The sequence below is a fragment of the Nonomuraea roseola genome (genome assembly GCF_039535395.1).
Taxonomy (GTDB): Bacteria; Actinomycetota; Actinomycetes; order Streptosporangiales; family Streptosporangiaceae; genus Nonomuraea; species Nonomuraea roseola.
Window position 1 is genome coordinate 3195553 of sequence record NZ_BAAAXC010000015.1, and the last position, 21599, is coordinate 3217151.

Genomic DNA, 21599 nt, shown 5'->3' on the forward strand with positions numbered 1-21599 from the left:
CAGAAACCACGTGCAACAACCTGAAGCTCTCCGAACTGGCATCTGTGTCGGCCAGTGCGCCAGGGTGACCATCGTCGCGCAGGCGGCGCCGATTCGCCCGCGGCACCGCCGCCACCGACATCTGGGACCGGCAGTAGCCTGTACGGCCCCAGCCACACCATGAACCGGAGACCCGCTTGAAACTCAGCACCATCGCCCTCATCCTGTCGACGCTCAGCGCCGGGCTCATGGCTGGGCTGTTCGCCGCCTTCGCCTACGCGGTGATGCCCGGCCTGAAGAGGAGCAGCGACCGCACCCTCGTCGAGGCGATGCAGCGCATCAACGTGGCCATCATCAACCCGCTCTTCATGATCCTGTTCATGGGCGGGGTCGTGGTCATGGTGGCCGCCGTGATCCTGCACTGGCGGGGAGGGGGGAACCCGGCCCTGCCTTGGGTGATCGCCGGCTCCGTGCTCTATCTGGTGATGTTCGCCGTCACCAGCGGCGTCAACGTGCCGCTGAACGACCAGCTCGCCAAGGCGGGCGACCCCGCAGGGATCGCTGACCTGGCCGCCGTCAGGGAGGCGTTCGAGGCGCGCTGGATCACCTGGAACATCGTCCGCGCCGTCGCCGCCACCGGCTCGTTCGGCTGCTTCGTCTGGGCGTTGATCCTGCACGGCCAATCGCGCTAACGCGGAACCTACCTTTCCGCATTGGTTCCTAATGTGGTTCTCACAGCCCGCAAGGTGTGAAGGAGATCCACATGACCATCCTCGTGACCGGTGCCACAGGGACCGTCGGCCGCCACGTCGTCGAGCAGCTCGTCGAGCGAGGCGAGCGCGTGCGCGCCCTCACCAGGAACCCGGCGAGGGCGAGCTTCCCCGAGGGCGTCGAGGTCGTGGCCGGCGACCTGACCGTGACCGCGACCCTGACGGCCGCCTTCGAAGGCGTCACCGCGGCGCACCTGATCAACTGCGGGGGCGACGACCTGGCGGTGCTCCAGAACGGCAAGGAGATCGTCGACCTCGCGGTCGCCTCGGGGGTGCGCAGGGTGACGGTGCTGAGCGCGTGGGACGACGGCCCGCTGGAGCCGGCCGTGCAGGCCAGCTCGCTGGAGTGGACTCTCGTGCAGCCCACGGAGTTCATGGCGAACGCGCTCGACTGGGCGCAGCCGATCCGCGAGAGCGGCGAGGTGCGCGAGCCGTTCGCCGCCACCAAGACCGCGATGATCCACGAGGCCGACATCGCCGCGGTCATCGTCACGGCGCTGACCGAGGACGGGCACGCGGGGGAGAGCTACTTCCTGACCGGCCCCGAGCTGCTGGACGTCCCCGAGAAGCTGCGCCTCATCTCCGAGGCCACAGGCAGTGAGATCCGCCTCGTCGAGCTGACCCGTGAGCAGGCCAGGGCGGAGATGCTGGCGGCGGGCGTGCCGGAGGAGATGATCGCGTTCAAGTTCATGGTCTTCGGCGACCTGCCGTGGGGGCCCTACACCGTGATGCCCACCTTCGAGAAGGTCACCGGCCGGCCTGGACGCACCTTCGCCCAGTGGGCGACCGAGAACGCCGACAAGTTCCGTGCCTGACCGCCGACCATGTGAATCCCATCGGTGAAGGGGCGGCGCGGGCTCCTGAGAAGGCCAGCGCCGCCCCAGAGGGTCCCCGTATGTCTGGTTCATGAGCGATTCATGCCTCATGCGTGATCACCTCTCTGGTTCACGTCGTCGCAGGCCAGCACGCTGGAGGGCGTCAGGACGACAGCGAAAGGACCTCCACCGTGCTCACCATCGCGCAGCCGAGCGCCCGCCCACAGGTGGCGACGACGAGCCCTCACCGTCCCCTCGTGCTGTGCGCGGCGGCCATGGCCGTGCTGGGCGTGATCAGCGGGCTCGGGTTGGTGATCGACGAGCGACTCGTGATGGGCGAGCCCGTCTGGCTCAAGCCGTTCAAGTTCGCCGCCTCCTTCTCCCTCTACGCGATCACGCTCACCTGGATGATCGGCCAGGTCCAGCGGTGGCGCCGCACCCTGTGGTGGCTGGGCACGGTGACCGTCTTCGGCTTCGTCCTGCCGGAGATCGCGGCCATCACCTTCCAGGCGGTGCGCGGCGTGCGCAGCCACTTCAACTTCTCGACCCAGCTGGACGAGATCGTCTTCGCCGTCATGGGCGGAGCCGCCTATCTGGGATGGCTGTTGACGTTCGCGCTCGGGGTGTTCCTGCTCTTCCAGCGCAGGACCGACAGGTCGATGGCCTGGGCGATCCCGCTCGGGGTCGCCATCTCGCTGGCAGGCATGTCCATCGGCTACCTGATGACCGCTCCCACGGCCGAGCAGGCGCAGACGCTGGACGCGGGGATCGCGATCACCACGATCGGCGCCCACAGCGTCGGCGGGCTCGACGGAGGCGCGGGAGCGCCGGTGACCGGCTGGTCCACCGAGACCGGAGATCTCCGGGTCGCGCACTTCGTCGGTCTGCACGCCCTGCAGGCGCTGCCGCTGCTCGCCATCGTGCTGCGACTTCTCGCGCGCCGCTTCGCCGTCCTGCGCGGGGCCGCCACCCGCACCGGACTGGTGATCGTGGCCGCGCTCGGCTACGCGGGCCTGACCGGGCTGCTGGTGTGGCAGGCGCAGCGCGGGCAGCCGCTGACGCGTCCCGACCAGCTGACCCTGTCCGTGGCCGGTGCGCTCGTGGCGGCCGTGGCCATCTGCGCCGCCGGTGTGACGGCCCTGACGGCCAGGCGAGCAAGGAACGGCTAGAAACCGTCGTCGGGGCGATCCGCGACCTGCTCACAAGAGTGGCCGGGTAGCGAGCGGAAATCGGGATGCTGCGCCGCTCCGCGGTGGTTACGGTCGGGTGGATGAACGACGTTCTGGCTACCGAGCGGCTCGTGCTGCGTCCTGTGCGTCCGGGTGACCTGGCCGAGCTGCGGGCGCACTGGACCGCGCCCGACGTACGGCGGTTCCTGTTCGACGGGGCGGTCCTGTCGTCGGAGGAGATCGTGGAGATCATCAAGTCGAGCGAGCAGGACTTCGCCACCTCGGGCTACGGCCTCTGGACCGTCAGGCAGCGCGAAGGGACCGAGCTGGTCGGGACGGCCGGGCTGCGCCAGCTGGAGGAGCTCGGGCTCGAGGTGGTCTACAGCCTGGCGCCGACCGCATGGGGGCACGGCTACGCGACCGAGGCGGCGCGAGCGGTGGTCGACCACGCGTTGACCACCCTGGGCCTCCCCGAGGTGCTGGCCGAGGTGGACGAAGGCAACACCGCGTCCGTCGCTGTCGTCGAACGCCTGGGCATGACCCCCTTCGAGACGGTCGAGGGGCTGCTCGGGCCGATGGTCCGCTACCGCAGGACCGGCTGACCCTGCACCGTGCCCCCGCTCCGTTTCGCTCGGCGCTACTATGAACAAAAAACCAATCTGTTCATATGGAGATAGGATGCCACCGGCGTTCTCCGAAGCGGAGCGGGCGCGGATCACCGAGCAGCTGCTCGACACCGCGACCCGCCTGTTCTCCACGCAGGGCCTGCGCAAGACCTCCCTCGACGAGCTGACCGCCCCTGCCGGCATCGCCAAGACCTCGTTCTACGCCTTCTTCACCTGCAAGGAGGACCTCTACTTCGAGGCGGCGCTAAGGCAGAACGAGGAGGTTCGCCGACGGGTCATCGGCGAAGGGCTGCACCAGGGCGCGGACACCCGTGACGCGCTGCGCCGCTTCCTGAGGGCCACCGTCCGCGAACTCGACACCAATCCGCTCTACCGGCGGCTGATGTCCCACCCCGAGGAGATGGAGGCGGTCGCCGCCAGGCTCACCCCCGAGCGGATGGCCGCGGCGGCGGGCGGCCCGATGGCCGACCTGGTGGCCTTCCTCGGCGAACGGCTGGACGGAGACCCTCACGTGCAGCTCGGCGTGCTCAGGGCGGTTCTGCTGACTCCGCTGCACGCCGGCCATCTGGGCGCCGACCTCTACCCCGCGGTGATGGAGCGCCTGATCGACGCGGTGACCGAAGGGATGGCCTCATGCTGAACGGCCTGCCGCACCTGTCCATCGGGCAGGGGCCGCCGCTGGTCGTCCTGCTCTACACACCGCGGGCGGCCGACCCCGAAGGGGCGGCGCGCTGGTCCATGACGCGGATGCTGAGGCCGTTCGCCGAACACTTCACCGTGCACGTCGTCATCCGGCCGCCAGGGCTGCCGCCGGCCACGACGATGGCCGAGCTCGCCGCCGTCTACGCCGGAGCGATCGAGGCGGCGTTCGAGGACCCGGTGAAGGTGCTGGCCATCTCCACCGGCGGGTCCGTCGCCCTGCAACTGGCCGCCGACCATCCCCACCTCGTCGACCGACTGGCGCTCGGAGGGACGGCAGCCACCCTGGGCCCCGTCGGCAGACGGGCCCAACGCGCCTACATCGAACGCGCGCGACAGGGGAAGCGGCCCAGCCCCGCGCTGGCCGAGGTGGTCACCGAGTCGGCGATCGGCAGGCGGCTGCTGGCGGGCCTGTTGTGGCTGTCCGACGGCGGAGGCGCCGACCACACCGACGCCGTCACCATGCTCAACGCGGAGGACGGCTTCGACCTTCGCGGACGGCTGCGCGACATCAGGGCCCCCACGCTGCTGGTCCAGGGCGGCGAGGACGTCGTCTACCCGGTGGAGCTCGCCAGGCAGACGGTCGAGGGCATCCCCGACGCGCGGCTGATCGTCTACCAGGGCCGCGGCCACAGCCGCACGTTCACCGACAAGCGCTTCGCCCGCGACACGCTGGCGTTCCTGAAACGCGGCTGATCAGACCCTCGCGCCGCCGCTGTGGTCGTGAACGGATGCGTCGGCCCGCTCCCCCTGGGAGGGGAGGCTCTTCCCCTCCCAGGGGGAGTGCTGCCCGGCGTCCGGTCTCTACCGTCGCAGTCATGGTTGATTCTGATCGCCCACGGCGCTGGCCTGCCTACGCGGTGGCGGTGCTGTTCCTCGGCTACGCCGCGGGGAAGGCCGCCTTCGCCCTGCAGGCCCGGCTCGGATTTCCCGGCGGTCCGCCCGTGTCGGCCGCCGAGACCGGAAGCTACTTCATGGACGCGGCCACCGCACAGTGGTTCGCGACCGCGTCAGGCGTGGTGGGCGCGTGCGTCGCCATCGCCACGGTCACGGCGCTGGGGCGCAGGGTGCCGAGAACGTTGATGCTGCTCGTGCTGGCCGGGATGCTGCTGGCCGTCGGCGGCGGCGCGGGGATCATGATCCTGGACGCGTTCGTCGGCATCGGTGTGGGCTGGCAGTGGTACCACGGAGTCCTCGGAATCCTGGTGATCGCGCTGTTCCTGGAGATGATCCGGTCCTACGCGACGGCGACGAGACGTGTCGCGCACTGATCGGGCGCGGGCAGGCGCGTACGGGGCGGCGGCGTGCGCCGCGGCCTACGGTTCGATGAAGCTCGCCCAGGCGCTGGGAGCCAACGCGCTGGCCGACAAGGACCCGCTGCCCCCGCATCTGCGCGAGCAGCTGCTCGCCCGTGACCCCTTGTTCGTGGCGAGCCACTGGGTGCTGGCCGGAGCCGCTGTGGTCGGCGTCCTCGTCGCGCTGGCCACCGTACGGCCCTGGGGCGCGAGAGTCCCGCGCCGGCTGCTGCTCACGATCACCTGGACGCTGGGGATCTTCATGATCGCCCGGTCGATCGGGGTGGTGGGGTTCGGCTTCGTCGGCGACGCGCTGGTGCTGACGGGGGTCCGCCCGCCGCCGGTGGAGCACGCCGCGCTGGCCCGCACCCTGGCGCGCTGGGACCTGTTGCTGTGGTCGCCGTTCTTCCTGCTCTGGGGGGTGTGCTGGGCCACGGCCGGATGGCGGCTGACCCGGCGCGGCCCGCACGCCTCAGCGAAAGAACGTCAGGACGCGCTCGGCCGCCACCGCGGCTGACTTCTCCTCCGGCCCGAAGCGGCCGAGGCCGGCCTCGAGGAGGACGAACCCGCGCGGAGGCCAGTGGACCAGCTGGGAGTCATTCGGGTTCGGCGTGCAGGCGCACGAAGTCGTCGAGGCCCTTGCGGTAGAAGGCCAGGTCGTCTTCCATCCTGGCCTGCGTGAACCGCGCAGGCTCGCGCTCGAACGCCGCCCTGCCCAGGTCGGTCCAGAAGAAGCCGGCCGGCAGCCGGTCGGCGCCGTCCGGCAGGAACTTCAGCGCCTCGGCGACCGCGTCGGCGGCGAAGCGCCAGTCCGTCACGATGGCCGTGTACTCGTCGTCGGAGGCGGGGTCGGCGGCGAAGAAGAGCGCCGCGTCGATCGCCCTGCGCGCGTACGTGGCACCCAGCAGCACCCACTGGCCCGGGTCGATCAGTTGGGAGAGACCCGAGCCGAACGTCAGCTCCTCCCTCCGAGCCTCGAGTTCCGCCTCGTAGGGGACGAACACCTCGGCGTCGTCGAGCCTGACCCGCCAGCCGTCCTCCTCCTCGGTCCTGACGGCACGCTCGGCCGCGCCGGGCCGCTCGCCGAGCACGGCCAGGTCGAGGTGGACATAGGCCTCGACGAGCGAGCGGGCAGACCCCTCGCCGTAGGGCGCCTCCGGCCAGGACGAGCCGTCGAGGAAGTCAGACATGACGCGCCGCGAGGTCACGATAGGTGTCGCGGACGATCAGTAGCCGGTCCAGATGGAAGCGTCCGGGTTCGGCCGTACGCATCTGCCGTCCGCGCTCGGACCAGAACCCGTCGTCGGGAACCTCCTCCTCACCTGGCGGGATGAACTTGACGACCTCATCGACCGCCGCGGCGGCCACCGACAGCGTGCGGTGCGCCTCCTTGCTGTCGCCGGTCGGCACGTTGCCCGCGCTCAGGTCCGCCACCCACAGCCATTCGCCCGCGTCGACGAGCTCGGAAGGCTCCTGGCCGCCGAACGTGGGGTACCCCACGGGCATGACCGGCTTCTGGGGCAGGCCGAACAGGAACTCCCTGGCGGCCCCGCAGTCCTCACAGGCGCCCGCGTAGCGCTCGGCGAGCTCTCCGTTCACGCTGACCAGCGCCCTGTCCCAGGTCGTCTCCACCGAACCGCATCGCTTGCACGGATGCAGGTCGAGGTAGAGATGCGCCTCGTCCCTTGTCCGTGCGACCGCGAACGCCATAGCCGTCCTCTCCTCGGGAGTGCCCATCATGCCTGATCAGACCGCCTTCTGGGCGCCGGCGGGTGCCGTCCCGCCTTCGTTCTCGTCCTTCTTCCTGTCCTTGTGCTTCTCGTCCTCCTCCTCGGGAGGGAACCAGCCTCCTGTGGTGTTGCTGAGCTGGCGACCGCGCTCCAGGAAGTCGTGCAGCCGGCTGGTGTGGCGCCGGCCGTGTGCCAGCTCGACCAGTTGCTCGTGGAAGGTGTCGTTCACCGCGTACCCGGGGCCCCCGGTCCTGGTGCCGGTCAGCCCCAGCCGCTGGGCGATCTCCTCGGCGACGCGCACCCTGCTCGTTCGCTGCTGCCGCGTGGCCGTGGCCACCTGCCGTACGGCTTCGCTGAACTCGGCGAGTGCGCGGTAGTCGCTCACGGCCAGCTCTGCGGCGTTCGGGTCGCCGGACAGGACCGTGGGCGTACGAGGCTTGCCGAGCGCCTCGGCCAGGGCTCCGGCCACTGCCGAGGCCACGGCCCGCTCGTTGGCGCCGATCGAGAGGCGGCTGTCGATCTCGTAGACGAGCACGCCGTCCCTGATCGACGCGCCGCCCTGGCCGCCGGCCACGAGGTGGACGGGCACCGGCGGCCTGCCGGGCGGCAGGAGGTCGAACAGGCCCTTGCCGTGGCGGCGGATCCCGACCTCCATGGTGGTGGCCACCCTGTCCACCGCCTGCGCCGTCGCGAGTTCGGGCAGCGTGAAGGACGATCCCTGGATCGCCTCGACGTGGCCGGGGGACAGCTGGCCCGCTCTGGCGGCGGCCAGCAGCCTGGCCGTCGCCCCCTGGGTCCCCGGGGCCAGCCCGGCGGCCTCGATCTCGGCTCTGAAGTAGGCGTCGACCTCGGGGCGCATGAGGAGCGAGGCCTCGCTGAGCGTGTCGGCGAGACTGCGGAGTCTGGCGAACTTCACGGCGTCGTCGACACCGAAGACGGGTGTTTCCGCCAGGAGGTCCGTGGGTGCGGAGCCCGGCCGCATCAGGCTGCCAGGTGGACGGCCCGCCGTCTGGGCGACGTGCCCCGCGATCATGCCGGCGGTGTCTGCTTCCGCGCTCATCGGGTTGGCGCCGTACGAGACACCGATCGCCAGATCCCTCCCGCTCGGGAAGGAGCTGGGGGCGGCCGTCTCGGTCAGCACGACCGTGAAGGCGGACTCGCCCGTGCTGACCGTGAACACGTGCGGCTGATCGGTCGGCGCGATCTCCGTCACCCCGGCGGCCCTCGCGAGCCGCTGGAGCGCCTTCGGTTTGGTCGACAGCGCGCCGACCGCTCGGTTGCCGCCGGTCGAAGGCTCCCCCGGTCCGAGCAGCTGAGCGATGGAGATCCTTTCCGGCGCCGCCTGCGCCGCTCTCGGCCCTGAGCCCCAGGGAGGTACGGGCGGGGTGTGCCCGCGCTCGGTGATGTCCGCGGCGATCGCGTCGATGGCGTCGGCGAGGCCGAGCTGTGTGGCCTGGTCGCCCGCCTCCTGCCACTTGCGCGACAGATGCTTGTGCTCGTTGAGGCGCGGGACGAGGCAGAGATCGGTGCCCTCCGCCTGCTCGGACTCGGACAGCGCGGCTCTCACGACACCCTGGGGCGCTCCCGCGGAAGCCGCCGCGCCCGACTGGGCGACATGTGAGATCTCGTGCACCAGGACCGACGAGAGCACGAGCGGGCCGGTTCCCGGGGCGATCCAGGTGAGGTGCGGGTCGTCGGGTGTGCCCGAGCGAAGATCGGTGAGGCCGAGCAGCCCGTCGCCGGGCTCGGCCACCGCCACGCGCATGTACTGGTCGCCGTCCGCCTGCGACACGATCAGGATCGCGTGGTCGCCCACATCGCCCGCGGTCTCCGGGGTGATCGGTACGCCTTCCGCGTTCGTCCAGGTCAGCCTGGGAGCCGCGCCGCCGAAGTCCTCGGGCACGACGTCCTGGCCGACCACCTCCGACATGGTCAGGGGCTGGTCCGCCGGCCTGGCGTGCGCGTCGAAGGGGGTGCCGGGCAGCGCGGGCGACGTCACGCCGGCGCTGCCCGCAGGGGCGGCCCCCACGGCCGCGGGCGAGGTGGCCGCCTGGCCCGCGTTGCCTGCATCCTCGGTCGAGGCGACCGGGACCTCCCACACGGGAGGGCCCGGTGGGATGTCGATGCCCAGGTCCGCCAGCGCTGCCTTCACCCGGTCGGTGAAGGTGCCGGGCACCAGCGAGTCCATGAAGATCGTGTGCAGGTCGACGCGGGGGTCCATGGCCGCGTCGAGAACGGCGGGCGGCAGCGTGGCGAGTTCCTGCGCGAAGCCGCCGTCGGGCTGAAGGCTGTGCAGCGAGCCGTCCGGGGCCGCCAGGAAGCTGTACTTCTTGCCGTGCTCCGTGACGCTCACGAAGGCGAGCTCGCCCTTGTCCCTGGCCTCGGCCCTGGCGGTGGCGAGCTGCTGCGCCAGGCCCACCTCGCCGACCTTCGGAACGAAGCGGAACCTCGGCGTGCCGTCGTTGTCGAAGTCCCAGCGGACGCCGTGCCCCAGCTCCTGCCTGGCCTGGATCATCTTGAGGTCGGCTTCGAACATGGCCACGTCTATCGTCCCGGTGGCGGCGGACTGCTCCCTGACCGCGTCGCCGACCGGCTTCGTGTTGCCGTCGGGAAGGCGCGCCACGCGTTGATGGGTCAGGTCGTAGTCCACGCGGAAGCGGACGAGCACCACCTTGCCCCTCATGAACTCGCTGGCCTCGATCCTGCGCCCGCCGACGTCGGTGATGCCTTCGGAGGCCTGCTCTCCGACCGAGGCTCCACCTGAGAGTCCACTGCTCGCGTCGGAGTGACCCCCGGAGACGCCGAGGGGGAGGATATGGCCACGGCCGACCCCCTGACTTGTGGTGGTCATGTCCCTGTGGACCTCGCCGAGCTCCGCCTCGAACGGGGTGGTGAGCACCTGCATGTCCGAGAGATGAGCCTCGACCCGAACGTCCTCGCCCTGGTTGAGAAGGCCCTTGTAGGCGCGGCGGATCAGGTCGAAGCCGCCCTCTCCGGCCAGATGGGGGAAGCGGCTGGCGATCGAGTTGGGCGAGAGCCTGGACGCGACCTCCAGCCTCTCCTCCGGGCTGAGCGGCTGAGGGGAGTGCTTGTCGATGAGGTCGAGGACCGCATCGTGAAGGCTACGTCGATGATTCGGGTGATCTCCGACCGAGCTCACCATGATCTTCTCGGGCAGCTGGACGCGCCGAGGGTCCGTCACGGCCGGCACGGGGTCGCTCTCTCCCTCGATCCTGTGCTTGGTCATGCCCTTCGGCAGCAGCCTGACCATCGTGGCGTCGAGGGTGACGGGAACAGAGCGCCGGGGCCTGCCCCTGACCAGGTCCACCTTGCGCCGAGTGGCCGACCTGACCGTGCCCGACCTGAGCGGGACGGTCTCCACCGTGATGTTCAGGGTGAACTCCTGCTGCACCCGATCGAGGCCGCCGAACATGCTGAAGCGCTGCATCCGGGTGAGCTGCTTGGTTACGCCCGCGAAGAAGGAGCGTGACCTGTCGGTGCTGAGCCCCAGCCTGCCGCCGTCCGTCGCGTCGCTGCTCGAACCTTCCACGTTGAAGCCGTGGGAGGAGCCGAAGGAGCGGGACATCGCCGTTTCCAGGTAGCCGTAGAGCTGCCGGATGAGGCCTGCCTCCGAGTTGTGGCCGATCAGCTTGGCCCTTTCGGGCGGGCCCTTCGGCTCCAGCCGTGCGCGGACGACGACCAGCTCGGCGCGGCCCGTCTCCGGATCGACCACCGTCGGGTAGCCCTTGGAGAATCCCTGTTCGCTGAGCATGGCGTCGAGCTGCCCCTCGAGGCGGTCGATCGCGAAGTCGCCGCTGATGCTGCGGCTGAGCACAGGGTCGGCGAGCGTTCCAGGCGCGACCTCGTCGATGGCGCCGCGAACCGCGTCCAGCATCGCGACGGCCGGCTTGTTGTCGCCCTCCTGGGCGGTGTCTGGCTCCGTCAGGGTGAGGGACTCCACCCCGCTGAGCCCCATCTTGCCCACGTAATGCGGGGCCACCTCGACGTCGCTCAGCTCGTCCGTCACCTGCTGCGCACGGCTCAGCGCGCGGTCGAGCATCTCCTCTGGGGTCCGGCCCTTGTGGTCGGTCTCCTTCGCGATGTTCTCCAGGCCTTCGACCTTGCTCAACGCCTCCCTCAGTGCCTGCGGCGTGTGCTCGTCGGCGAAAGTGACGTCCTCACCCGCGTCGCGCGCCTTCTTCAGATCGGCCAGGTACTGCTGGAGCAGCGAGGTCGCGAGGGACCGGTCGAGAGTGAGATTTCCGTTGACGAACCTCTCCACCGCGTCACCCACGTCCGCCAGTGACAGGGTCCGCTCACCCTCGGCGTACATCCGCAACATGTGATATTCGGGGACGAACATGAGGCTGTAGGCCTTCACGCGCTGCTGCTGGGGCTCGCCGGCGGAGACGGTGCCCGGCGCCAGGGGGTTGGGTGTGCCCTCGGTCCCTGAGACCGTGAACTCGGTCTCCGTGACGATCGGGTAGTGGCCGCCCAGCAGGATGGTGAGCAGCTCGACGCCGTAGATGTCGAGGACGCTCGCCCCCACGGACCTGTTGGCCGAACGGGAGTAGCCACCGGAGGCGCCGTCGCTCGACTTCCCGTCGTCGTCGAGGTCAGCCATGCTGGGGGACACGCCGAACCCGTGGCTCCAGTTGCCGCTGACCGAGATTCCCGCGCTGGCCAGTGCGAGACCGATGTCGCCGAACACCAGCTTCGCGATGTCCAGAACCTTGCCCGAGAGGAACTCGCCGGAGATCGCCAGCCCGCCCACCGTCGGCTGCGGCCCCTGGGGCAGGACGGCCAGCCCTGTCGCGTACTGGTTCAGGAGCCATTCCATGTGTGCGAGGAGGCCGCGCACATTGGCGGCGGCGGTGAGATGGTGGGAGGAGAGAGCGCCGGCTTCCATGAGGGTGGGTGCGACCTGCGAACCGGCCTTGAGCACGCCGGACGCGTCCGTGTGGACCGTCGTCGCGAACGGGAGCAGCTTCGCGATCGTCTCCTTGCTGATCTTGTGCTCCGTCCTGGCCTGCCCGTCGGCCCGAGGGAGCAGTTCGGTCGAGAACACCAGCTGGGCGCGTCCCTTCGCCTTCACCGGTGAGCCCACGACCACTCCGTCGCGGATGATCTCCACGGTCACCTCGTGAGGAACCGTGAAGAGCGCGACCTCGCCGTCGCTCTCCACCAGTGCCACGCGGTTGAACGTCGTGGCGCTGCTCGAACCGGCGGTCTGCGACAGAGCGCCCTTGGCCGAAAGACCGGCCTCGGCCTTGAATCCGTCCTCGCCCTCCTCTGGGGCAACCTTGAGATCACCGTTCGAAGCTTCACCGTTGACGTTCCACGTCCGGCTGCCGGCGCGCCCCCCGGTGTCGGAGCCGATGTCGAGGTTGACCACGGCCAGTCCTCGTTTGCGCCGGAGATACTTCGCGTTCTTGAAATCCTGCTCGACCTTGATCCGCACCGTGTAGTGCTCAGGCTTCCCGTTGGCCTTGTAGCGGGCCAGGTCGATCGAGATGCCGCCCTGCGCCGCCTGGTCGTAGCCGGCCTCCAGTCGCTCGGGCGTGAGTTGCTCGAGCACCTGGCGCAGGTTCGACACCTGGGTGGCCCGCTCCTGCTCGTTGCTCGAGAACTGCGGGCCGTCCGGGGTGAAGGTGGGGACCACGCCGAGCGCACCGAGCTTGGCCACCACCTGCTGCGCGACGTTGCCCATGCCCTTGATGCGTTGGACCAGGGCAGGCCCAGCGCCCTTCATCTGCCATTCCTCGTCGCCCAGGAACACCGGGAGCTCCGCCTTTCGGCCGGCAGGCGGGTCCGTGAGCGAGTCGACCTTGAACTGGGGGACGCCCTCGGCGTCCAGCACGAGGTTGCCGTCCTTGTCCGTGACCAGCGCCTCCCGCGCGACCGGCAGGCCGATGTCGAAGGCGTCCTGTTCGGGCAGCCTTATCAGCGCCTCGTGCTTGCCCTTGACCGCCCGCAGCGGCCGCGTGTCGCCGACGGGCTGGATCACGACCTCGGTCTCCACCTCGACCTGGTAGCCCTGGGTGGGATCGGTGACGCGATGGACGCTCGGGTGGATCGCCTGGTCGTTCACGAACCCTGAAGCTGACCTGGAGACTCCACGCCCGCCCTTCAGCTTCAGCCCGAAGCCGAGGAGGGCGGCGAGCGACGCGCTGACCGACCCACCGAGAGAACCGTTGTACCCGCCACCACCGGCGGCAGCGGAGAAGGCGATGCGCAGCCGCTCCATCCAGTGGTCGGCGCTGCGCCCTCCGATCATGACGGCGGAGGTCACCTTGATCCTGGACCTCGCCGTCACCGTGGCGACCTGCCTGCCGGTCTCATCGGTGATGACCCGGGTGATCACCTCGTTGAGCCTGCTCGGCATCTCCTCCGTGATCATGGTCCGGAGCTGGTCCCTCGCGACGGTCCCGAGCTCGGTGCGACTCTCGCCCAGCCTGGCCATGGCCCTGTCCGCCAGATCGTGCAGCCCGGTCATGGTGCTGACGACGCCCTCGGGCATGGCCTTGTCGGATCGCTTCGAAGGGTCGAGGGTCTCCGTGACCTTGGAGGGCTGGTCGGCGTAGCTGTGGGCGACCCAGATGCGCTGGGAGGCCGCGTCCTCCGGGTTGCCCGAGCTGATCGTGACGCCGTCCTGCCAGCCGTCGGTCCTCGCGGTCCTGATCTGCACCCTCCAGGTGGCGGCGGCGTCGAACAGCATCGACTCGCCCCTGTTGTCCTCCACCGCCCCGCCCAGGGCGAACTCGGCCGCGCTGCCGTCACGGGACCAGCCCCGGCCCATGGAGGCGGCGAACTCGACGTCGGCCGCGGTCAGGAAGGCGTGCCAGGCGGGGGCCCACTGACTGCCGACCCCCTCGAGCAGGGCGGTACCGAGTCCCTCGGGTGCGAAGAGGGTGGCGGGCTTGTGCGACCCGTTGAAGCCGATGCTGCCCGCGTGCGTTCCCCTGCCCGTCCTGCCGCCCTGCGGCATGGTGCCCAGCATGATCTCGGAGGCTTTTACTTCGGGGTCGAGAATCTCGACCAGGTCGGAGAGCTCCAGCTTGATCTTGAGCTCGGCGGACCTGTCGCCGTGGCCGACCCGCATCACCATGCCGTCCTCCGAGACGACCATGCGGAAGTCGGCGCGGAGGATGTGGTTCAGCTCGCTGGGGGTGAACCGCTGGTTCACACCGTGTTTGGCCAGAAGCTCGTTGAGGGAGTCGGTCAGCTTGGACAGGTGCGGCAGCGTGGCGGTCGGGAGGGCCGAGGACAGAGTGATCGCCTGCGGCAGCGCCTGCTTCACCGCCTTCTGGTACTCGGCGTGCAACTCACCCGCCAGGCGCAGCGAGTTGCGCGCGGCCGCTGCCGCCGTGCCGGACGGCACGCCCGACTCCGTGTTCGCGATGTCCATGGTGGCGAGGACCGCCTCGTAGGCCGACCGCGTCTCCTTCGCCTTGTCCAGAGCGGCCTGGTACGCCTCCGCGATCCGCAGGTCCCTCGCCTGCTTGGCGAGGTGCTTCTCGATGTTCTGCTCCTCCTGGGCGGCGCGTGTCTCGCGGCCCTTGTCCTTCATGTCGCTCTGCTTCTTCTGCTTGTCCTTGGCCGCGGCCGCGTCCTTGCCGGCCTGCTCCGCGCTGTCCTGCTTGCTCTTGATCTGCTTGGAGAGCTCGGCCTCGGCCTTGTGGAGGGCGGCGATCACCTCCCTCACAGCGCTGTCGGTCGCGTCGACGGTCAACGCGTCGGGCGTGTGGGTGTCCCTGGTCGGTGTGGTCGGGGCCCAGGGCGGCGGTGGCGGGATCTGTCCCAGTGCGCGCAGCTCACGGGCCACACCGTCCAGGTCGACGCGGATCTCCTGACGCTCGCGCGACTGCGGCGTCTCGTTCCACCTGCGCGAGAGGTGGGCGTGCTCGTTCAGCAGGCCGGTCACGTTCTCGTTGACCGTCTGTCGCCTGCCTGCGCGAAGCGCCGTGCGGATGACGCCCTGTGGCTCCGGGGCGCTCAGCCTCTGCAGGACGTCGGTGATCTGGCGCAGCCAGATCCGCGCGACCTGGTCAGTGGGGGCGGCCGAGTTGAACGTGACCAGGTGCTCGCCGTTGGGACCTCCCGCGATCTTCGTGCTGCCCATCACGTGGCGGCTGAGGGCGGCGTGGCTGGGTGTGAAGCTCTGGCGGCCGTGGGCGGTGGTGTCCACCACCAGCGTCGTGCCGTCGTCGGACCAGCGCCAGCCGCGCACGCCCCCGTCGAGGATGTCGCCGGCCAGGAGGTCGTCGACGGCGGCACGTACCTCCTCGTCGGAGAGGGTCGAACCGTCAGAACGTCCAGGGACGAACCTCGTGCCCACGACCGGGGCGGTGGTGACCGTACCTGGGCGGCTGGTGACGGGCGGCGGGAGCGGCGCGCTCTCCGCACTGAACGCCATGATTTCGGCCAGCGCGGCCAGCGCCTGGACCCGCATCGCCGTCGGGTCGCTGCCGGCACGGGCCGAGGCCTCGAGCGCCAGGCGGAGGCGGCCGACGAGGTCCGCGGTGATCAGGTAGTCACCCCTGGCGTCGGACACGCGCAGGCTGCCGTCGCTCTGCTCGAGGGCGGTGGGCGCCAGCCTGCTCAGCGCGTACCGCAGCGCGCCGTGGCCGCGCAGGCCGGCGGGCTGGGTGCTCGCCAGGAAGTCGGCGAACTCGTCCTGCGCTGTCTCGGCCGCCAGTTCCACTTCGAGCATGACGTTCGCTTCGGCGCGCAGGGTCACGTCGTCGGTGTTCTTGGCCCGTTCCTGGAGCTTGTGCCGCACCCGCTCGACGGTGGAGGCGGGCAGGACGGCGTCCCCGCCGGAGAGGGGGACGATCAGGCTGCCGTCGGGCATGAGGACGGCGTTCGGGTGCCCATCGAGGAGCGCGGCGGAGACGGCGTCCCTGGCCCTCGCGGCGTAGACGGCCGCGGCGCCCTGGGAGAGCTCGGTGTCGGGCGTGTGACCTGTGTCCGCGGCGGCGGGGGCGCCCGGCGAGACCTCGGACCGTGACGGGTCCATGATGCCGGGGTCCGCCTCACTGCCGGGGCCGCTCTCGCCGGTCGCCGCGTCACCGTTCTCGTCGGCCGACGGGTCACCGGTGGACGTCTCGCCCGGCGTGGTCTGCGCCTCGCCTGTGTTCCGCCCGGTGCCCGCCTCGCCCTGGACGGTCCCGTCGCCCGTCGTGCCGGCCTCGCCCGGGGAGGTGGCCTCGCCCGTGGTGCTCGGGTCGCCCGTCGTTGCGGGGTCGCCCGCGGTGGTGGAGGAGGTCTGCTGGCCGGAGGCGGCGGGAGGCGTGGACCCAGGCCTGGGCGTGGCCTCGCCAGGCGTCGTGGGGGAGACCGGGGTGGTGGCGGCCTCGCCGGACGACCCCCGCCGGCCCTGCTGCTCCTCCTCCTGCTCCCCGATCTCGTCGGGAGTGGGAGCGATCGTGGGGCCGCCGTTGGTCGACGAGCCGCGCCGGGATCCCGTGGTGCCAGGGTCACTCTGCCCTGCGGGCCTGCTCGCCTCGCCGGGTTCCTGGGTGGTCTGCCCCGTGCCCTGCCTGGTCGTCTGCGAGGTGGGGCCGCCCGAGCCGGGTGTCCCCTGGGCGGGAGCCGGCCCTGGGGGTGACGAGGGGGAGTCCGGGCCGTCGGGACTGCCTGGGTCGGGGGAGCCGGGGGAGGAGGGTCCGCCGCCCGTACCACCACCCGCCCGGGCGGCGTCCGCGGCGCTGGCCAGGTCGTTGGCTGTGGCGAGCGCCGTGAACGGTCTGAAAGGCGTCAGCCAGACGTCCACGTTGGTGGGGCTGATCGACTTCATCCGGCCAAGGGCGCCGAACGCGGCGCCGGTCAGGGATTCGGCCGAGAACGGGTTGCTGATCTGGTCGTACACCACCGCGTTGGCGACGAAGCTGCCGAAGGGGGAGGCGGCCATGTTGCTGAGCATCGTGGTCAGCGCCCTGCCGGTGAAGCCGGGCACCGTTCTGGTCATGCGGGAGATGGGTCCAGAGAGCACCATGCCCATCGCGCCGCCGGCCGCGCCGCCGAGCAGCGCGGCCTTGGTCATCTTGGTGTCCCGCTCCTTCCTGGTGCCCATCTCGATCTGCTGGCCCTGGGCGATCCAGTCCATGACGCCCTCTTCGCCGGCCTCCTCGACGATCTCCTTGGCGAACGGGATCAGGCGGGGGAGGAAGTGGCTCGTGCCGCTCAGGGTGGTGGCTCTGGCCAGGCCGACGGTCCCGGCCGGCCTTCCCGCCAGCGCGGCCAGCCTGACCAGGATGCGATGGATGGCCGCGCGCGCCGCCGCGGCGTAGGGACCGATGAAGGTGGTGGTCGAGCCCGCGGTGAAGAAGGCGGTCAGCATCCAGATGGCGATGGCGATGACCGTGATCCAGAACGCCACGTTGATGGAGAGCTTGGAGTACTGCGTCTGGACGGCGAAGTTGCTGGCCTTGGTGGCGTACGACTTCGCGCCCTGCTGCACCGCCACCACGCCGCCGGGGCCGCTGTAGAGGTTCTTTACCCTGCCGAGGAACTCGGCCGTGGAAGGCGCCTGTATGCCTGTGACGATGGAGTGGACGGCCTCAGCCGCGGGTTCGGTGTGCGGCGTGATGCCGTTGGCGAGGGACTCCCAGGCGCGCGCAAGGGCCGACAGCTGGCTCTCGCTGGCCAGCGGCCACTTCTCGCCCGCCGCCAACAGCGGAATCACGACGTAGTTCACGAAGTCCGGCAGGCCGCTCATCTCCCATGCGGGAACCACGTCTCTGTCGATGACGACGGCGACGGCGACGGCCTCTTCCGGGGCCTGCACCACCGTTTCCGCATTCGTGTTCGTGGCCACGCAGCCCCGTTCTGACCCGACCGTGTGCCTGCAGATGGATGATGCGGAGGCCTCACACCTCGCGCACGGAGTTCCTCACGTTCTCCGCGATGGCGGCGTCCGTGCTGACCAGGTTCTCCACGCCCTTGCGCACCCTCGGCCCCAGGTCAGCGAGCTGACGCATGGTGTGTTTGCCGTTGTCCAGCAGCATGGTGGGAGCGCCGTCACCCAGGTAGCTCCGGTAGAAGGCGCGGCCCTCCGTCCCCTCGCCCCAAGGCGCGGCGGCGTGGAGCTCCTCGATCTCCGCCATGCGCTCGTGATAGGTGGCCTCCATGTCGGTCACGTTGGTGTTCCACACGCTCACCCCGCGGTAGAACTCGGTCTTCGAGACCAGCACGCCTTTGTTGAGCCCGTTCATCGCTTGCCACCCATCTGCTCGGCCAGCTGCTTCATCACCGTCTCGAGATCGCCCTCAAGATGCGCCTGCATCTGCTCGGCGGGGACCAGCGGCGCGAAGAGCTCGGTGATCCGCTCCTGGGCCTGTGCGGCCGCCCGCTGGACCGTCTCGGTGATCGAGTCGGCGAGGCCTCGCGCGTCCGGGTGCCGGTAGACGCGCGGGTCGATGTCGAGCCGTACGAGTTCGCCGCGCGAGCCGACCGTGACCGACACCAGCCCGTCGCGCGACTTCTCCGTCACCTGTACGGCCTTGGCCTTGGCGTGGAGCTCCGCGCCCTCGTCCTGGATCCGCATGAAGGTCGCCCGCAGCTCGTCCGCGTAGGCCTGAAGGCCTGCGGCGTCCCCCTCATCCAATGACTCCATCCGACCTCCCCGGCCCCGGCACACGCTCCTGCATCATGTGTGTTACTGGCTAGTTTCCGCCACATGAACATCATTCGACAAGAACGTCCAGATAATTCGCCTTAATCGCGGCAAACTCACAAGGCCAGCGGTACGGCGTGCTCCTGGAGATCTGCGACCTCGGCCACGGGTACCCACCGCCGGTATACGCCCCGCTCGATCCTCTCCATGCCGAGCGCCGCGGCCTCGACGGCCGAACCGCCGAGGTACTCCAGCAGCAGCTCTCCCTCCCGCTCGTCGTGGACATGACACTCCACGCCCCGCCATCGGCACACCGTTGTCACGTGCCACACCGCTTCGCACGCGGTGGCGGGGACGGGCATGACGTGGCACCCCTCCTCGACCTCCGTGAACCCCTCGGCGGGCTCGTCGCTGCGCAGCCGCAACCAGACCTCGAGCGCGGACGCCTCAGGACTGGCCGGGTAGTCCGCACCCTGCCAGCGGGCGCGGTAGGAGTGCCACCTCATGCGGGCTTCACCAGCAGCCAGCGCCGCAGGTCGCCGTGGTAGACGGCGCGCCTGTACTCCAGGCCGTCGTCGGCCAGCTCCCAGATCTCCGCGCCGTGGGTGAGGCCGACGCCGTACACCTTGTACTCGCGGATCACCTGGTCGACGTTGGGCACCAGGCCGAGACCGATGAACGGTGGCTCCTCCACCACCCAGCCGGCCACCGCGTCGCGCTGTTCCTCGTCCAGCCCGCCGTACGGCGTGCGGTACAGCTCGAGCCCCACCGGACGCCAGCGCAGCAGGTTGACGCTCCCCGTGGGAGAGAGCATGGCGGGCTGGCCGAGCGCGTCCACCAGGACGGCGGGCGTGGCGATGTGCGCGACGTCCAGTGCGTGGTGGACGTAGCCGGAGATCCTGTCCTCGCCGCCGAGCACCATGTCCTTGATGGCGGACGGGCTCAGCAGCTTCTGCAGCAGGGGCACCCCTGCCTCGGGGTCGAGCAGGAGGTCCTGGGCGAGCGTGGGGACGGCCAGCCTGGCGACCGTCCCCGACTCGAGGAAGAAGCTCACCGGCAGCCCCGGGTTGATCGCCAGCCCCCAGCGTGGATCCGGCCAGCCGGCGGCCAGGTCCACCATCGAGGCGATCCTGTGGTACTCGGTCCAGCCGCCGTTTCCCGTGACCATGGCGGCGGCCGAGGTGTAGGCCAGTATCCAGGTGCGCCCGTCCGCGACGGCCGTCGGCCACGCGACCGGTTCCAGCCTTTCGGCGGCCGCCTTGGTCATCGGCAGCGCGAAGTCGGCGTCCCTCAGCATGCCCAGGCACAGGGCTGTCGCGCCTGCCTCGAACGCGGCCCAGAGGCGTTCCTCGAACTCAGTTGACGGCTGCTGCACGATGATCACCCTAATCAGCGGTCTCCTGATTCCAAGCCGCGGGCCGCAGCTTCCACCCGGGCCGGGCCGGTGACGGGGTGTGGAGGTGATACGCGATTTTCTGTCACATCGGGACCGGCTGTCTCGTCCAGTCGTCAGTTCAACCGAGACAGGAGGTCGTCATGGCACGGTCTGTCACGAATGTGGTCGTGGCCTTGAGTGCGCTGTACACGCTGGTCTTCGGCGTCTGGATGTGGGGATGGCCGCAGTCGTTCGCCGAATACGTCAACTTCCCCCCTCATGAGCACTTCCTGCACGACCTGGGCGCCTTCCACGTCGGCATCGGGATCGCCCTGGTGGCGGCGCTGGTGTGGCGGGACGCCATCCTGGTCGTCCTTGTCGGCCTCGCCACGGCCGGCCTGATACACACGGCGAACCACGCGATGGACTCCCATCTCGGCGGCGCGGCGAGCGATCCCTACGTGATCGGCGCTCAGGCCCTCGTCGCGGTGGTGGGCATCGTGCTCCGCGCACGCCACCTGCGCGTGAGCGGGGCGAAGGAGCAGGCACGATGAGGGTGCTGCTCGCCGGGGCCACCGGTGCGATCGGGCGGCCGCTGCTGTCGGCGCTGGCCGCGTCGGGGCACGAGGTGATCGCGGTCATCCGCGATCCCGCCAAGCGGCGGCTCGTCGCGGATCACGGCGCGCTCCCCGTGATCGCGGATGTGATGGATCGTGACGGCCTGCTGCGCGCGGTCGACGGCCACGCCGCCGACGTGGTCATGCACCAGGCCACGGCGCTGCGGGAGGCCGGGCGCAGGCTGCGCCCCGACGACCCCACCATCCTCCTGCGCGGCAGGGGGACCGAGCATCTCCTCCAGGCCGCGCGGGCGGTGGGCGCGCGTCGCTTCGTCACCCAGTCGCTGATCACCGGGTACGGCTACCGCGATCACGGCACCAGGCTCCTGACCGAGAACGACGTCTTCGGCCTGCACGCCGGCAACGTGGGCGACCTGGTGACGGACTCCAGCGTGGCCACCGAGCGGCAGGTGTTCGCCGCGGACGGCATCGAGGGCATCGCGCTGCGGTACGGGATGTTCTACGGCAGGAACGCGTTCAGCGACATGTTCGCGACCCTGATGCGTAAGCGAGCGCCGGTGCTGCCGCGGGGGGAGACGGGGACCACGTCCTTCATCCACGTGGAGGACGCGGCGACGGCCGCGGTCGCGGCCATGGAACGCGGCCGTGACGGGGAGGCGTACAACATCGTGGACGACCAGCCCGCGAGCTGGCGGGCCTTCCTCACCGCGGTCGCCCGAGCACACGGCACCCCTCGTCCTGTCGTGACGCCGCGGTGGCTGATACGGCTGGCCGTACCGTATCTGGGCTGCCTGATGATCGACACGACGATGCGGGTCTCCCACGCCAAGGCCACCAGGGAGCTCGGCTGGACCCCGGTGTACCGGAACCTGCGCGAAGGCCTGGGGCTCGGCTGAGACGGCGGGCCCTCGATCGCGACGTCTGGGTGCTTCCATGCAGGCCGGCG

At 70.3% G+C, this 21599-nt stretch carries 17 protein-coding genes; 10 read left to right on the forward strand and 7 right to left on the reverse strand.

Features of this window, described 5'->3' with window-relative positions:
- Nucleotides 1–176 precede the first annotated feature (176 nt).
- From ABFX55_RS38595 to ABFX55_RS38630, 8 genes are all read left to right on the forward strand, one after another.
- Nucleotides 177–671 (forward strand): anthrone oxygenase family protein, encoded by a 495-nt coding sequence (locus ABFX55_RS38595; protein WP_346128089.1) that lies wholly within the window; start codon nucleotides 177–179, stop codon nucleotides 669–671.
- A gap of 71 nt (nucleotides 672–742) precedes the next feature.
- Entirely contained in the window at nucleotides 743–1564 is an 822-nt protein-coding gene (locus ABFX55_RS38600; protein WP_346128091.1) for an NAD(P)H-binding protein, read from the forward strand.
- Between the two features lie 113 nt (nucleotides 1565–1677).
- Nucleotides 1678–2733: a hypothetical protein gene (locus ABFX55_RS38605; RefSeq protein ID WP_346128093.1), complete on the forward strand. Its 1056-nt coding sequence runs from the start codon at nucleotides 1678–1680 to the stop codon at nucleotides 2731–2733.
- Nucleotides 2734–2834: 101 nt separating this feature from the next.
- Entirely contained in the window at nucleotides 2835–3335 is a 501-nt protein-coding gene (locus ABFX55_RS38610) for a GNAT family N-acetyltransferase (RefSeq protein WP_346128095.1), read from the forward strand.
- Between the two features lie 76 nt (nucleotides 3336–3411).
- A complete protein-coding gene (locus ABFX55_RS38615; protein WP_346128097.1) occupies nucleotides 3412–3999 on the forward strand; it encodes a TetR/AcrR family transcriptional regulator in 588 nt (195 codons plus the stop codon).
- Complete coding sequence (locus ABFX55_RS38620; RefSeq protein WP_346128098.1) at nucleotides 3993–4754, forward strand: alpha/beta fold hydrolase; 762 nt, start codon at nucleotides 3993–3995, stop codon at nucleotides 4752–4754. The genes ABFX55_RS38615 and ABFX55_RS38620 overlap by 7 nt, the downstream gene beginning before the upstream one ends.
- Nucleotides 4755–4876: 122 nt before the next feature.
- The gene (locus ABFX55_RS38625) at nucleotides 4877–5329 is read left to right on the forward strand and encodes a hypothetical protein (protein WP_346128099.1); all 453 of its coding nucleotides are present in this window, start codon (nucleotides 4877–4879) and stop codon (nucleotides 5327–5329) included.
- Nucleotides 5316–5870 (forward strand): DUF3995 domain-containing protein, encoded by a 555-nt coding sequence (locus ABFX55_RS38630; RefSeq protein WP_346128100.1) that lies wholly within the window; start codon nucleotides 5316–5318, stop codon nucleotides 5868–5870. The genes ABFX55_RS38625 and ABFX55_RS38630 overlap by 14 nt, the downstream gene beginning before the upstream one ends.
- Nucleotides 5871–5949: 79 nt before the next feature.
- Here the strand turns inward: ABFX55_RS38630 and ABFX55_RS38635 are convergent, their stop codons facing one another.
- From ABFX55_RS38635 to ABFX55_RS38665, 7 genes are all read right to left on the reverse strand, one after another.
- Nucleotides 5950–6543, reverse strand: a complete 594-nt coding sequence (locus ABFX55_RS38635) for a hypothetical protein (protein ID WP_346128102.1) — start codon at nucleotides 6541–6543, stop codon at nucleotides 5950–5952.
- The gene (locus tag ABFX55_RS38640) at nucleotides 6536–7063 is read right to left on the reverse strand and encodes a hypothetical protein (protein ID WP_346128103.1); all 528 of its coding nucleotides are present in this window, start codon (nucleotides 7061–7063) and stop codon (nucleotides 6536–6538) included. Before ABFX55_RS38640 ends, ABFX55_RS38635 begins: the two co-directional genes overlap by 8 nt.
- Nucleotides 7064–7099: 36 nt before the next feature.
- The gene (locus tag ABFX55_RS38645; protein WP_346128104.1) at nucleotides 7100–17902 is read right to left on the reverse strand and encodes a WXG100-like domain-containing protein; all 10803 of its coding nucleotides are present in this window, start codon (nucleotides 17900–17902) and stop codon (nucleotides 7100–7102) included.
- Between the two features lie 52 nt (nucleotides 17903–17954).
- Complete coding sequence (locus ABFX55_RS38650; RefSeq protein WP_346128105.1) at nucleotides 17955–18299, reverse strand: hypothetical protein; 345 nt, start codon at nucleotides 18297–18299, stop codon at nucleotides 17955–17957.
- The gene (locus ABFX55_RS38655) at nucleotides 18296–18700 is read right to left on the reverse strand and encodes a YbaB/EbfC family nucleoid-associated protein (protein ID WP_346128107.1); all 405 of its coding nucleotides are present in this window, start codon (nucleotides 18698–18700) and stop codon (nucleotides 18296–18298) included. Before ABFX55_RS38655 ends, ABFX55_RS38650 begins: the two co-directional genes overlap by 4 nt.
- 116 nt (nucleotides 18701–18816) lie before the next feature.
- A complete protein-coding gene (locus ABFX55_RS38660) occupies nucleotides 18817–19206 on the reverse strand; it encodes a hypothetical protein (protein ID WP_346128109.1) in 390 nt (129 codons plus the stop codon).
- Entirely contained in the window at nucleotides 19203–20075 is an 873-nt protein-coding gene (locus ABFX55_RS38665) for an SseB family protein (protein ID WP_346128110.1), read from the reverse strand. Before ABFX55_RS38665 ends, ABFX55_RS38660 begins: the two co-directional genes overlap by 4 nt.
- Nucleotides 20076–20236: 161 nt before the next feature.
- Between ABFX55_RS38665 and ABFX55_RS38670 the strand changes: the two genes are divergently transcribed.
- Both ABFX55_RS38670 and ABFX55_RS38675 read left to right on the forward strand, forming a co-directional pair.
- Nucleotides 20237–20629: a hypothetical protein gene (locus ABFX55_RS38670; RefSeq protein WP_346128112.1), complete on the forward strand. Its 393-nt coding sequence runs from the start codon at nucleotides 20237–20239 to the stop codon at nucleotides 20627–20629.
- Nucleotides 20626–21549, forward strand: a complete 924-nt coding sequence (locus ABFX55_RS38675; RefSeq protein WP_346128114.1) for an NAD-dependent epimerase/dehydratase family protein — start codon at nucleotides 20626–20628, stop codon at nucleotides 21547–21549. Before ABFX55_RS38670 ends, ABFX55_RS38675 begins: the two co-directional genes overlap by 4 nt.
- Nucleotides 21550–21599 lie beyond the last annotated feature (50 nt).

Bases quoted from the DNA above. Each gene is read 5' to 3' on its own strand.
- ABFX55_RS38600 (WP_346128091.1), top strand. From the start codon at position 743: ATGACCATCCTCGTGACCGGTGCCACAGGGACCGTCGGCCGCCACGTC.
- ABFX55_RS38610 (WP_346128095.1), top strand. From the start codon at position 2,835: ATGAACGACGTTCTGGCTACCGAGCGGCTCGTGCTGCGTCCTGTGCGT.
- ABFX55_RS38615 (WP_346128097.1), top strand. From the start codon at position 3,412: ATGCCACCGGCGTTCTCCGAAGCGGAGCGGGCGCGGATCACCGAGCAG.
- ABFX55_RS38620 (WP_346128098.1), top strand. From the start codon at position 3,993: ATGCTGAACGGCCTGCCGCACCTGTCCATCGGGCAGGGGCCGCCGCTG.
- ABFX55_RS38625 (WP_346128099.1), top strand. From the start codon at position 4,877: ATGGTTGATTCTGATCGCCCACGGCGCTGGCCTGCCTACGCGGTGGCG.
- ABFX55_RS38635 (WP_346128102.1), bottom strand. From the start codon at position 6,543: ATGTCTGACTTCCTCGACGGCTCGTCCTGGCCGGAGGCGCCCTACGGC.
- ABFX55_RS38640 (WP_346128103.1), bottom strand. From the start codon at position 7,063: ATGGCGTTCGCGGTCGCACGGACAAGGGACGAGGCGCATCTCTACCTC.
- ABFX55_RS38650 (WP_346128105.1), bottom strand. From the start codon at position 18,299: ATGAACGGGCTCAACAAAGGCGTGCTGGTCTCGAAGACCGAGTTCTAC.
- ABFX55_RS38655 (WP_346128107.1), bottom strand. From the start codon at position 18,700: ATGGAGTCATTGGATGAGGGGGACGCCGCAGGCCTTCAGGCCTACGCG.
- ABFX55_RS38660 (WP_346128109.1), bottom strand. From the start codon at position 19,206: ATGAGGTGGCACTCCTACCGCGCCCGCTGGCAGGGTGCGGACTACCCG.
- ABFX55_RS38670 (WP_346128112.1), top strand. From the start codon at position 20,237: ATGGCACGGTCTGTCACGAATGTGGTCGTGGCCTTGAGTGCGCTGTAC.
- ABFX55_RS38675 (WP_346128114.1), top strand. From the start codon at position 20,626: ATGAGGGTGCTGCTCGCCGGGGCCACCGGTGCGATCGGGCGGCCGCTG.